We start from the raw sequence: 12374 nt of genomic DNA, 5'->3' as shown, positions 1-12374 counted from the left end.
GCGCTGGCAGCGTGGCTGGATCAGAGAGCGCAGCGAACTGTTCTGATCGGTTCAGCGTTTCCCCCAGAGTGAAGCCGAATCCTTGCCAAGATGGGCGCGGGCCGCTTCGGTCACGACACGACCCTGTGGGGTGCGGTCGATGAACCCGATTCGCAGGAGATATGGCTCAAAGACATCTTCAAGCGCGTCGGCAGACTCGCCGAGCAGCGCCGCCATCGCAGCCACGCCGACCGGTCCCCCATTGAACTTCTCGATCATGACGGTGAGGAGCTTCCGATCAGTGGCATCAAGCCCAGCCTCATCGATCTGCAGGCCCTGCAGCGCCTGAGCCGCCGCCTCAACGGTGATGTTCGTGGAACCAGCGACCTGCACCTCGTCGCGCACGCGGCGCAAGAGGCGATTCGCAACGCGTGGCGTGCCGCGACTGCGCGCCGCAATCAGCGCGGCGGCATCAGCGGCGATCTCGATTCCAAGGATGCCGGCGGAGCGTCGAACGATTGCAGCGAGATCAGCATCGTCGTAGAAGTCCAGGCGCTGCACAGCGCCGAAGCGATCGCGCAGTGGCGAAGAGAGCATGCCAACGCGCGTGGTGGCTCCGATGAGCGTGAATGGGGCAATTTCGAGCCGCAGCGACTGCGCCGAGCCGCGATTGCCGATGACAATGTCGATGGAGCGATCCTCCATGGCGGGATAGAGCACCTCTTCGACCGCTCGGCCAAGGCGGTGGATCTCATCAATGAAGAGCACTTGTCGAGGCGTGAGGTCAGTGAGGATCGCCGCCATCTGTCCGCCGTGCTCAATGGCGGGCCCAGAGGTGAAACGGATCTCGACGGCGAGTTCCTTAGCGACGATCGCTGCCAGGGTGGTCTTTCCGAGCCCTGGGGGTCCGTGCAGCAGCAGGTGGTCGGCAGCCTCTCCGCGTTCGCGTGCCGCCTGCAGCAGCGTGGTGAGTGAGCGCTTCGCCTCGACCTGGCCGATGTACTCCCCGAGTGATGCGGGGCGCAGCGTGGTTTCGGCGCTCAGCTCCGCGGCGTCGGTGCGCGACTCGTCGCTCATGCTCGCTCCTTGAGGGCTGCGCGAAGACGCTCTGCGAGCGGCGCGGCGGCGAGTGATGCATTGGCAGAGACGGCAGCAGCCATCTCTTTCGCCTCCCGGGCTGGGAAGCCAAGACTTCGGAGGGCGCCTTGCAGGTCGCGATCCGCATCGCCCTTTGCGCCGACCTCGGTCTCCGCTGAAGCCTCTCGGCTCATGCGGTCACCGAGCTCAACAATGATGCGCGCGGCGAGTCGCTTCCCTACCCCAGGGGCCTTGGCGATGAACGCTTCGTCACCATCGACAAGTGCGCGGCGGAGGAGATCCGGTCCGTGCGTGGCGAGGAGGGCGATGGCAACCTTTGGCCCCACGCCGCTCACATCGAGCAGAGTGGCGAAGAGGCGCGCCTGATCGCGTGTTGGGAACCCGACAAGGGTCTCAGTGTCTTCGCGAACAATGTGGTGCAGATAGAGCTCAAGCGCGGCACCCTCGGTTGCGGTGCTTAGGACTGCCGGCAGCGTGCGGATGCGTAGTCCGAGGCCGTTTGAGCTGATCACCACGGCGTCGTCCTCGACCCAGAGCACGGAGCCGTGGATGTGGGCGTACACGGCTACGACCTCCCAGCACGCAGGGCGGCGCGCACCGCTCGATCTAATCCGCTCTCTGCAGCAACCGCAGCAGCAGCAGAGCGATCCAGGCGCGAAGAGCCCGAGCGATGTTCAATCTTGCGCGCGCCAGCACCCCAAAGTGCCAGGGCCAGTGCATCGGCTGCATCGTCTGGAGTTGGCGCCGTCTGCAGCGCGAGGAGCTTCGTAATCGCTTTTGTTACCGCCGCCTTGGTCGCACGACCCTCCCCAGCGATCGCACGCTTCATCTCGGAAGGCGTGGCCTCAACCACCTCGATGTTGTGATCCGTAGCAATCAGCAGGGCGACGCCGCGCACGGCGCCGATCGCGATAGCTGTCTGCACGTTGGATTGCGAGAAGATGCGCTCAATGGCAATGCGATCTGGTCGGTGCTCCTCGATCAGTGCGGTGACGCCATCTCGCAAGATGCTCAGTCGAGCACCGAGTGTCAGCGTTGCTGCAGTGCGGAGTGCACCGTGGGCGACATGTGCTGGGCGCGCGCCACCTGCATCTACAACCCCCCAGCCGAAGGTTGCTGTGCCCGGGTCAAGTCCCAGGACACGCATGCTCATCCAGCGATCTCGGCGAAGACCTCGGGTGGCACCTCGAAGTTCGCCGTGACCCGCTGCACATCATCAAGCTCTTCTAGTGCATCTATCAGCTTGAAGTTCTTACGGGCATCATCCGCAGAGACTTCGACCGTAGACTTCGCGATGATGCCTGACTCAGCACTCTTCACCTTGACGCCGGCGGCCTCAAGGGCACCCTGAACCGAGTGAATCTCATGCGGATCGGAGTAGACAAAGATAGAGCCCTCGTCGGCCTCTACGTCGGCCGCCCCCGCCTCAATCGCCGCCTCCCCTATCGCCTCAAACGAGCCGATGCACTCAATGACACCGCGAGCCTCAAACTGCCAGGCGACGGCGCCGCTGCTTGCTAGAGCGCCACCAGACTTGGTGAAAAGGCTGCGTACCTCTGATGCTGTGCGGTTGCGGTTGTCGGTTGCCGCCTCGACGAGCACCGCAACGCCCCCTGGGCCGTACCCCTCGTAGACAATTTCTTCATAGGCGTCGCTCTGTCCGAGGCCGGCGGCACGCTCAATGGCACGCTTGATGTTGTCGTTCGGCATGTTGAGGCCACGCCCCTTGTCGATCGCCAAACGCAGGCGCGGGTTCGCGACTGGATCGGGGCCGCTAATGCGGGCGGCGATGGTGATCTCGCGCGAAACCTTCGTGAATTGGGCGGCACGCTTCGCGTCAGTCGCCCCCTTGGCGCGCTTGATCGTTGACCATTTTGAATGTCCTGACATGCGGGAAGTATAGGCGAGGCGAGCGCAGTCCCCCTAGGTGTCGGGCGCTAGGCGCGGCGGAGTAGACGGTAGTCGCGGCGCCCCTTGCGCAGCAGGAGCGAACCGTCGGCCAACGGTGTGAACGAGGCGGCGGCGGCGGCGCCGTCTGGCGCGGGGGCGCCATTGACGCTCACGCCCCCCTGCTCAATCAGTCGACGCGCCTCACTCTTTGAGGTGCCAAGTCCTGCCGCGATGACGAGGTCAACCAGCGTGGCGTCGGCGGCAACTGGTAGGCCGCTTGTCGGCAGCTCACCCGCCAGCATCGCCAGGGCCTCAGGCGTCAGCGCTCGAAGGTCTGGGGTGCCGCCCTCGCCGTCGCCAAACAACGCATCGGCCACTGTCGCGGCGCGAGCCTCCACATTGGCCCCGTGCACCATGCTGGTCACCGTTCGGGCGAGGTGGCGCTGCGCTCGACGGGCGGCAGGGTTCTCGGCGTGTCGTGCCATCAAGGCTGTGGTCTCGGCAACGCTGTCAAGGGTGAAGCGATGCAAGAGCGATGCGATCGACTCGTCGTCCTGCTCCATCCAGAACTGGCGGAAGGCGAACGGACTTGTCCGGGCCGGATCGAGCCAGACGGCACCCTCTGCCGTCTTGCCGAACTTCGCGCCGCTCTTGGCGAGCAGGAGTGGGTAGCAGAGCCCGAAGGCCTGCGGCGCGCCGTCGGCGCTCTCACCCTCAGTGCGCCGAATCAGCTCCGTGCCGGCGGTGATGTTCCCCCACTGGTCAGAGCCGCCCATCTGGAGCTCCACACCGTGCAGCTTCCGCAACATCATGAAGTCGTAACTCTGCAGCAACATGTAGCTGAACTCCGTGAACGAGAGACCGCCCTCAAGCCGCGTCTTTACGCTCTCCTTCGCGAGCATGTAGCCAACCGTGAGATGCTTCCCTGTGTCACGAAGGAAATCGATTAGCCCAAGGTCGCCGAGCCAGCTGAGGTTATCCAGCAGCAACGCGCCGCCCTTCCCCGAGAAGTCGACGAGATTAGCGAGCTGCGCACCGATCGCGGCGCGATTGTGGTCCAGCGTCGCTCGATCCAGAAGATTACGTTCGGCCGATCTACCCGAGGGGTCGCCGATCATGCCGGTCCCTCCGCCAACCAGTGCTACGGGGCGACCACCATGCAGTTGAAGTCGACGTAGCGCAAGGACACCCATCAGGTGCCCAACATGGAGTGAGTCAGCGCTTGGATCGAAGCCGATATAGGCGCTGATCGCGGGGTCTGCGACGAGGCGTTGATCGAGACCCGCGGTAACGTCATGGACCAAACCTCGATCGGCGAAGTCGCGGAGGAGCTCGGAGATGAGAGGGTTCGCCATGCGCCCTATGCTACCTTCATAGCGATGGACATGGCCTCGGGAAACTCAGCCCAGCGGAACAGCCGCCCCCGAAAACGCCTGCTTGGGGGGCTCTTCGCCCTCCTGCCGGTCGCCCTGCTAGGCGCCTGCCTGCTGATCGCCGCAATCGCCTATGGCGGCACCATCGCCATTTACGGCGCGGTTGTCGCCGATCTGCCCAACCCAAAGGACCTCGACACTATCGTCTTGAACCAGAACACCACGGTCTACGACCGAACGGGTACCGTCCAGCTAGCCGCATTCGGCTCCGATCGGCGCACTGAGGTTCAATTCGGCAGCATCCCGGGTATCGTCCTCGACACCACCACCGCTATCGAGGACAAAACCTACTGGGAGAACTCTGGATTCGATCCGCTCGGCTTCGTGGCCGCCGCGCTTGACACCGTGCGGGGCTCCGGTCGCGGAGGTTCAACCATCACCCAACAGCTGGTCCGCAGCGTGCTCCTGCCCGACTCTGCGTTCAAAGGGAGCGTTTACGAGCGCAAGGTTAAAGAGATCATTCAGGCCATCCGCCTGACGAAAGAGTTCCCAGGGCGGGTGGGCAAAGAGAAGGTCATTGCCAAGTACCTCAACAACAACTATTACGGTTCGCGCTCTTACGGCATCCTTACCGCGTCGCAGCAATATTTCGGCAAGTCGCTTGATCAGCTCACGCTTGCCGAAGCGTCCCTTCTTGCCGCGATCCCCCAGGCTCCAAGCACCTACGACCTTCGCCAAAATGCGGTCGTCGGTAAGGATGGCGTTATTCGCGTGCCACTTGATTCTGCTGTGGCCAAGCGTCGCAGCGTCGTTTTGGATCTACTTAAGTCTGCCCGAGCGAGCGGCATCCCGCAGGAGACCCCAACCATCACCGACGCGGAGATCGAGGCTGCACGGACCGAAGAGATCATCCTTATCACCTCGCCGCTTAGCAAGATGAGCGCTCCACACTTCGTGAATCGCGTGCGTGACCTCCTCTCAAGCATCCTGTGCACCAACACCGAAGGGTGTCAGCAGCAACTTGACACCAGTGGCTATAAGGTCGTCACCTCACTCGATTGGGGGATGCAGCAGGCCGCAGAGAAGTGGGTGCTCGCCGTTCGCTCAACAAAAATCAAGGAGTACCAAGCATATTTGAAGAGCATCGGCGTAAAGGCGACCGACTGGCTGAAGACAATCCACGGGCTCGAGATCAACAATGCCGCCGTCGCAACGCTTGATGCGCGAAAAGGCGACATTCTCGCCTATGCCGGGTCGGCGGACTATTACGGCACAGCCGACGGCACCGTCTTCCAGCCTGAATACGATGTGCTTAGCGGTTACCGCCAGCCCGGCAGCTCCATTAAGCCGATCATGTACGCCTACGCCCTTGAAGACCGCGCGGTGACCCCAGCAACGATCCTGATGGATGTCCCCGTCGACTTTGGTATGGGCTGGACACCAGGGAGCTCCGAGGGGAGCGAGCACGGTCCAGTACGCATGCGTCAGGCCTTGCAGGGTTCGTTGAATGTTCCGGCTATTAAGGCGCTCATTCGCGCCGGACAAGATCGTGTCTGGCGCCAGATGCGCGATAGCGGGTTCAAGTTCCAGAACAATAGCGAGAACGTTGCTGGTGCCTCACTCGCGATCGGCACCCTCGAGGTGCGCTATGTCGACCTGCTCTCCGCCTATGGCGCCCTAGCCAACGATGGGACGAAGGTTGATCGCCGCTACATCTTGCGTATTGAGGACCGTGACGGCGCAGTCATCTGGAAGGCACCCGCTCCAGTAGAGAGTGCCAACCAAGCGTTTGCCAAGGAGACCGCTGAGCTGATGACTGACATCATTGCGGGGAACACAGACCCTGCAGTCAATCGCCCATGGTCAAAGCGGAAGATCATCGCTAGTGGCGGTAAGCGTCGCCCAGCAGCGTTTAAAACAGGCACCACAGACCAAACTAAGGACCTAGCCGCATTCGGATATCTCGCCGCACCGAGCGATCCGACCGCGCAGCAACTCGTCACCGGTGTTTGGATGGGCAATTCGGATTCGACCCCCGCCACGGTCTACTCCCTCGACTCCGCAGGTGGACTCTGGCAGTCTTACTTCACCGAGATTTCATCGAAGCTGCCAATCGCCGAATTTGCCAAGCCCACAGGCTTAGAAGTGGTCACAATTGATGCACTCACAGGCGAGCTCCCTGGCCCGTGCACCACGCTCACCACGAGCGAATACTTCTTCCCAGGCACCGCACCAACGACCGCGTGCAGCACCACACGCCTCCTTGCCATTGATAGCGCCACCGGGCTGCTCTGGGCTGACGGCTGTGCGGGCACACGGCTTGAGGCCAACTACCTCGATCTAAGTGGACTCGAATCGCAGTGGCCGAAGTGGCAGGCCGCAAACCTTGAGTGGCTTGAACGTGCGCGGCTAGGCGCCGGTATCGTCGGTGGAGTCCGGGGCGGAATGACGGCGTACTTCTACGCACCTGTCTGGCAGCCGAATGGCGCCACGTGGGGTGGGACGATCGCCCCAACCCTCTCGTGCCTCTCAGCTACCGCAGGTCCTTCCCCTACGCCCTGACCAACCGAAGGCGCTTCTCCGTGGCGTTCAACTAGAAGAGCGCAAGAGTCACTCCTTCGCGGCCAGGCTCATCGGCCGATCGCACTTCACGAACCTCAGGTAACTCTCGCAGCTTGCGACGCACCGCATCGCGAAGTGCGCCGGTGCCAACCCCGTGGATGATCTCCAGTTGGTCGCCACCCGCCAGTAGTACGGCGCTAATTCGTACCTCCAGCGCTGCCAGCGCATCTTCAACGCGGGCACCACGTAGATCAAGCTTCGCTGCGGAGAGGGAGCCTGACAGGCGAACTGCAGACTGGGGTATTAACTTTGCCGACGCCAGGATCTTGCTGATCTCCGTAACTGGTAGCGAGCTGTGCATCCGTCCGAGGGCAATCGTCGCGTTCGCGCCATCCACCGCAAGCAGCGTGCCGCGGGCTCCCGATCGCAGCACCACATCGCTACCGACAGCCGCCGCCAGCGCCGTGGAAGAGAGCCCCCCGCTCGCATCTTGCTCTTCGTGCAGCGACGAGGCTGCGCCAGCAGCTACAGCCTGCTGCAGATCCGTCGCCACCGCTAGGATCTCCGGTGTCAGGCTCCCCGACTCAAGCGCCGCCCGCAGCTGTTCAACGCGGAGCAAGATCGAGGCTGCGGCCTCCCGCGCCTCTGCTGTTGCCGCTTGGCGCGCTTCAAGGGCCCCTCGCTCCGTGGCACGGCGCAGCTCTACCGCCTGCGCAAGTGAGTCTGCTGCGCGCTCTTGCAGCCCCTCCGCTACCTGGCGTGCTTCGCGCGCGGCTCGCTCGGCATCGGCAGCCGCAGCAAGCGCTGCATCGAGCGTGGCCCCTTGGTCGCTGCGACGCGCCTGCGCTGCATCAAGTAGAGGCTGTGGCAGACCGAGGCGCGCGGCAATCGCGAACGCCTGCGACCCCCCTGGCACGCCAACTTCAAGGCGATACGTTGGTGCAAGGGTGGCAAGATCAAATGCCACAGAACCGTTCACGACACCCGGTGTGACATGTGCGTACTGCTTGAGTTCCGCATAGTGACTCGTGGCCAACACGCGACAGCCGCGAAGTCGCAGCTCGTCAATGATTGCGGCGGCCAGTGCAGCCCCCTCCGCCGGGTCGGTCCCTGCCCCCGCCTCATCAAGGAGCACTACGTCGCCCGAGACGGCACCGAGCAGAATGCGCTGAATCGAGGTGAGATGACCAGAGAAGGTGCTGAGACTCTGCGCGATGGACTGATCGTCGCCAATGTCGGCCCAGACGTTCCCCGTTGCGGGCACCGCCGACCCAAACCCGCTCGGAATGGGTAGACCGGCGTGATGCATTGCCGTAAGCAGCCCCACCGCCTTGAGCGCCACCGTCTTGCCGCCGGTGTTCGGTCCGGTGATCACGAGCACTCGTCGCTCAACGTCAAGATGCAAGCTCATCGGCACCACTGGCGGCGTGAGCAGCGGGTGGCTCGCCTCTGTCAGGAGCAGATCGCCATCCGGCGCATCGTCGGCATAGAGCCAGTTTCGATCACGCCCAACGTCGGCAACTGCGCGGGCCAGATCGAAGAGCGCAAGGCCTTCACCGTTGGAACGGAGTGCCGTCGCATCGGCACCAACGAGTGCAGAGAGCGCTCCGAGGATCCGCGCCTCTTCGGTGGCCACCGCCGCCTCAGACTCTCGCACGGCGTTTCCGAGCTCTACAACCTCTAGTGGCTCGATCCAGACGGTTTGGCCGGTGGCACTCGCGTCGTGCACGATCCCTGGCACACGGGACTTCCACTCCGAGCGGACTGGCAGAACATAGCGCCCATTTCGTACCGTAACGATTGGCTCCTGCAGGTAGGGGCTGTAGTTTTTTGCGTGTGCAAGCGTCTCAAGACGGGTGCGGAGTCGCTCAAGACTAGTGCGATGGAGCGCGCGCAGCCCAGAGAGAAGCGGTGATGCTGCATCTAGAATCGAACCCTCGGGCGCGATCGCACGCTCAATCGAACTCCGCAACGGACGAAGCGGAGCAAGAGCCGCCCCAAGGGCGCTGAGCGTTGGGCCCGACCCAGCTAGATCGCTAGAGATGCGCTCGACGACGCGGAGCGTCTCGCTGATCGCAAAGAGTGCTGCGCCATCAAGCGAGCCCCCTTTCGCGCCACGCTCTGCCGCTGGCTCTAGGTCGCTCGCGCCGCCAATGTGCGGGTCTCCCCCGTCTCGCCGCAGCTCCGCAATCTCACGGCCGAGGGCTCGCAGCGTTGGTAGGCTGCCGCCGCCATTCGTGGGGCGAAGTTCCGCAGCGAGTGTGCGAGATGGAGCAAAGGCACAGGCTTCGACGAGGATCTCAAGGAGCGCCGCCCACTCAAGGCGTGTCAGGGAGCGTTCGTCGTACGGCCGTGCCGCTGCGCGCTTCACGGAACGAGCAGCGCGCGCAGGCCTTCTGGAAGGAGTCCGCCGAACAGCTGGCCTGCGATCGGATAGATCAGGCCACGTATCACCTCAGACGATTGTGCGGCTGTGATCGCGGCGGCCACATCGCTCAGCGGCGATGGCAGCGGGAAGTTCACCGAGGCAGCGGCATCAAGGACGAAGACGAGGGCGGCGACCGCCACGCTCCACTGCAGCAGGCCGAACACTGCTCCAAGTGCCGTGTCGACCGGGCCGAGGTGAATCGCGCGCAACGATGCTTGCAGCAGGCGGCCGATCAGATATGAGGCGATGGCTAAGAGGATCCAAATCCCGCCAATGAAGATCCCGAGGCCAATAAGGCGCGTATCCACGTCGGGGAAGATCTGAGCGATGAACGCGGTGATGGCACTCTGCCCCTGTGCGCTGATGATCAGCCCAAGGGCGAGTGCGGTGAGGGAGACTGCGCTGCGTGCCGCTCCAGTACGTCCCCCGCTCCACGCCGCAAGGACGAGGAGCACCACAACGACAAGATCGACCAAGACGGTCGCGCTCATTGCCCCTCGACGCCGCGAATGCGTGCCCCGCAGGCGCGGAGCACAGCGCCCTCAAAGGCGGCAAGCTCGGCAGCAATCGCCTCATCATCGGCGCCAGTTGCACTTGGCTGGAAGGTGAAGCGCAGACCAGCTGAACGTTCTCCTGGGGCAAGCGGTGCTCCGGCGAAGAGGTCAAAGAGCTCAACGGCGGTGGCTCGCAATACGGTGCTTCGTGCGACAGCAACCACTTGACCCACGGTAGTCGCCGCGGGGATGAGGAGTGCAACATCGCGCGTGACTGGTGGTGTTGCTGGCGGTAGGGAAATCTGGGCGATCTCCACGCGCCCTGCGCGCAGTCCAGCAATGGCGACCTCGGCGATCAGGATGCGTGGCTCATCGCGCCAGATCGGCGACGCCGGATGGAGCTCTCCGAGAAGGCCGGCGATTCGATCACCCGCGATGGCAGCGTTGATGCCGGGATGAAGCACGGCTGATGCAATCGAATCTCCGTACGCCGGTCGCTCTCCGACGAGGTGGGCAACCTGGGCGAGAAGACGCTTTAGTTCGTCGAGGTTCCACGTCGTTGCGCCCGCGCTCGGCGCGCCCTGCTCACGATCCCCCCAGACCGCGACGGCAAGGCGAGTCCACTCTGATGGGAGACCCGCGGTGCTGGCGTAGCCACGGCCGACTTCAAAGATCGCACCCGAGGTTGCACCGTAGCGAAGATTGGCATCGACGCGGTCGAGCAGGCTGGGCAGCAGAGACTGACGAAGTCGGTCGTGATCCGCCGAAAGCGGATTCTTCAGGACAATCGACTCACCACCTGCGGCACCCTCCGATACCGCGAGTGAACCGGTAACCAGTGCAGCCGGCTCACTCCAGAGGTCAGCCTGTGCGACCGACACGAGAGCATGGGTCACAACTTCGTGCAGCCCTGCATCCGCAAGGAGACGTCGCACACGATCACGGAGCAGCGTTGGACTTGGCCGATGCGGCGGAAGGTCGGCGCTCGGAATTGAGGTTGGGATGCGCTCATAGCCGTGCAGGCGCGCAACCTCTTCGGCGAGATCGGCTTCAATCTCGAGATCACTACGCCAACTTGGCACGCGCACGGCCCGCGCGCTCCCCTTCGCGGCGGAGAGAGAACGCTTCGGCGTGACGACGATCTTCGTTGCATCGGCCGCAGCCTCTGCGCTGATGCCGATTGTGCCGAGTAGTGCAACCTGCTCATCGTCGGTGAGGGCGACTCCGAGCAGCGCGCGAACACGCGCAGGTCGGAAGTTCAGCGTTGCTGCGGGGACCTCTTCGGCACCGCTTACCAGGCGTCCTGATTGGGGCACACCGCCAGCCCACTCTGTGAGGAGTGCGGCTACCTGGTCGGCGCCAAGTACGGCAAGGCGGCGCTCTTGGCCGCGCTCAAAACGATGCGACGCCTCAGAGCGCAGGCTGTGTCGCTGTGCGGTGCGGCGAACCGACGTTGGGACGAAGATGGCGCTCTCGATGATCACGCTGGTGGTGGACGGTGCAACCTCGCTGCTCGCGCCCCCCATCACACCGGCAAGGGCGAGGGCGGCGCGTTCGTCGGCGACCACCAGATCTGTTGCATCGAGGTTGCGCACCTCGTGGTCGAGCGTCTCGAGGCTCTCCCCCTTCTTGGCCAGGCGAATCTGCACGGTGTTGCCCACCTTGGCACGATCAAACGCGTGCGTTGGCTTGCCGAGTTCCAACATGATGTAGTTCGTAGCGTCAACAACGTTTGAGATCGAGCGGAGGCCGGCCGCCTTCAGGCGCATCTGCACGCGATTTGGCGATGCTGCGACCTTGACGCCGTCAACTACGCGCAGAACGACGTGTGGCGCTAGGGCTTCGTCGGCAACGCGAAGAGCAAGCCCAGTTCCTACGGCTTCACTCCCCTCCTTCAGGGATCGCGCTGTGTAGGCCACTGGCGCGCCCGTGATCGCCCCCACCTCGCGGGCAAGCCCCAAGATTGAGAGGAGATCGCCACGATTCGGCTTCACGTCGATATCAATGACATCTTCGCCCAGGTAATCGACAAGAGGCACCCCGAGGGGGGCCGATGGATCAAGGATCAGGATGCCGTCACCGTCGTCGGTTGCGTCAAGCTCTTGGCCGGAACAGAGCATCCCCTCAGAGGCGATCCCCATCTTCTCAGCGCGCTCAATGCGTCGGCCGTCGGGCATTTGCGCGCCAACGAGCGCTACCGGGATGCGCTGCCCAGGAGCAATGTTGCGAGCGCCGCAGACAATGTTGAGGATTGGACCATCGCCGATGCGCACCTTCGTTAGTTGCAGTCGATCGGCTTTCGGATGCGGTCCCACCTCGAGCAGCTCGCCAACGACCAGCTTGTTCCAGTTCGCTCCCCAACGCTCCACGCCGCGAACCTCAAGGCCACGCAGGGTGAGCGCCTCGGCCAACTGCTCGGCGGTCAGCTGGACATCGGTGAACTCACGAAGCCAGGAGAGCGGAATCTTCATCGGAATCCCGCCAAGAAGCGCAGATCGTTCTCAAGGAAGGCGCGCAGGTCAGGGATGCCGTGTCGCAACATCGCGATGC

General features: G+C 63.5%; 10 protein-coding genes. 1 reads left to right on the top strand and 9 read right to left on the bottom strand.

Annotation, left to right across the window (positions count from 1 at the left end):
* Positions 1 to 51 precede the first annotated feature (51 nt).
* Genes ruvB through tyrS form a run of 5 tightly spaced genes read right to left on the bottom strand, consistent with a single transcriptional unit; the run spans position 52 to position 4307 of the window.
* Positions 52 to 1056 carry a Holliday junction branch migration DNA helicase RuvB gene (gene ruvB, locus AC3LCN_RS03620; RefSeq protein ID WP_488648723.1) on the bottom strand — a complete coding sequence of 335 codons (1005 nt, stop codon included), beginning with the start codon at positions 1054 to 1056 and terminating at the stop codon, positions 52 to 54.
* Positions 1053 to 1640: a Holliday junction branch migration protein RuvA gene (gene ruvA / locus AC3LCN_RS03615; RefSeq protein ID WP_488648722.1), complete on the bottom strand. Its 588-nt coding sequence runs from the start codon at positions 1638 to 1640 to the stop codon at positions 1053 to 1055. Before ruvA ends, ruvB begins: the two co-directional genes overlap by 4 nt.
* 2 nt (positions 1641 to 1642) lie before the next feature.
* On the bottom strand, positions 1643 to 2230 hold the full coding sequence (gene ruvC, locus AC3LCN_RS03610) for a crossover junction endodeoxyribonuclease RuvC (protein ID WP_488648721.1): 588 nt from the start codon (positions 2228 to 2230) through the stop codon (positions 1643 to 1645).
* Complete coding sequence (locus tag AC3LCN_RS03605; protein WP_488648720.1) at positions 2227 to 2967, bottom strand: YebC/PmpR family DNA-binding transcriptional regulator; 741 nt, start codon at positions 2965 to 2967, stop codon at positions 2227 to 2229. Before AC3LCN_RS03605 ends, ruvC begins: the two co-directional genes overlap by 4 nt.
* Positions 2968 to 3014: 47 nt before the next feature.
* Positions 3015 to 4307 carry a tyrosine--tRNA ligase gene (gene tyrS, locus AC3LCN_RS03600; protein ID WP_488648746.1) on the bottom strand — a complete coding sequence of 431 codons (1293 nt, stop codon included), beginning with the start codon at positions 4305 to 4307 and terminating at the stop codon, positions 3015 to 3017.
* 39 nt (positions 4308 to 4346) lie between these two features.
* On the opposite strand from tyrS, the gene AC3LCN_RS03595 reads away from it, so the two are divergent.
* Positions 4347 to 6902, top strand: a complete 2556-nt coding sequence (locus AC3LCN_RS03595; RefSeq protein WP_488648719.1) for a transglycosylase domain-containing protein — start codon at positions 4347 to 4349, stop codon at positions 6900 to 6902.
* A gap of 31 nt (positions 6903 to 6933) precedes the next feature.
* On the opposite strand, the gene AC3LCN_RS03590 is transcribed toward AC3LCN_RS03595, so the two are convergent.
* From AC3LCN_RS03590 to AC3LCN_RS03575, 4 genes are read right to left on the bottom strand one after another with little or no spacing between them, the layout of a single operon-like run.
* Positions 6934 to 9273, bottom strand: a complete 2340-nt coding sequence (locus tag AC3LCN_RS03590; protein ID WP_488648718.1) for an endonuclease MutS2 — start codon at positions 9271 to 9273, stop codon at positions 6934 to 6936.
* On the bottom strand, positions 9270 to 9821 hold the full coding sequence (locus AC3LCN_RS03585; RefSeq protein WP_488648717.1) for a CvpA family protein: 552 nt from the start codon (positions 9819 to 9821) through the stop codon (positions 9270 to 9272). Before AC3LCN_RS03585 ends, AC3LCN_RS03590 begins: the two co-directional genes overlap by 4 nt.
* Positions 9818 to 12295, bottom strand: coding sequence for a phenylalanine--tRNA ligase subunit beta (gene pheT / locus AC3LCN_RS03580; RefSeq protein ID WP_488648716.1), 2478 nt, complete (start codon positions 12293 to 12295; stop codon positions 9818 to 9820). The genes AC3LCN_RS03585 and pheT overlap by 4 nt, the downstream gene beginning before the upstream one ends.
* A complete protein-coding gene (locus tag AC3LCN_RS03575; protein ID WP_488648745.1) occupies positions 12292 to 12366 on the bottom strand; it encodes a hypothetical protein in 75 nt (24 codons plus the stop codon). Before AC3LCN_RS03575 ends, pheT begins: the two co-directional genes overlap by 4 nt.
* Positions 12367 to 12374 lie beyond the last annotated feature (8 nt).

The sequence above is a fragment of the Candidatus Limnocylindrus sp. genome (assembly GCF_040397215.1).
Lineage (GTDB): Bacteria > Chloroflexota > Limnocylindria > Limnocylindrales > Limnocylindraceae > Limnocylindrus.
The sequence above is the reverse complement of the archived record's forward strand: the minus strand, read 5'-3'. Positions and strand labels throughout refer to the sequence as shown.

Coding starts and splice junctions, on each gene's coding strand:
- ruvB (WP_488648723.1), bottom strand. CDS start 1,056: ATGAGCGACGAGTCGCGCACCGACGCCGCGGAGCTGAGCGCCGAAACC.
- ruvC (WP_488648721.1), bottom strand. CDS start 2,230: ATGAGCATGCGTGTCCTGGGACTTGACCCGGGCACAGCAACCTTCGGC.
- AC3LCN_RS03605 (WP_488648720.1), bottom strand. CDS start 2,967: ATGTCAGGACATTCAAAATGGTCAACGATCAAGCGCGCCAAGGGGGCG.
- AC3LCN_RS03595 (WP_488648719.1), top strand. CDS start 4,347: ATGGACATGGCCTCGGGAAACTCAGCCCAGCGGAACAGCCGCCCCCGA.
- AC3LCN_RS03585 (WP_488648717.1), bottom strand. CDS start 9,821: ATGAGCGCGACCGTCTTGGTCGATCTTGTCGTTGTGGTGCTCCTCGTC.
- pheT (WP_488648716.1), bottom strand. CDS start 12,295: ATGAAGATTCCGCTCTCCTGGCTTCGTGAGTTCACCGATGTCCAGCTG.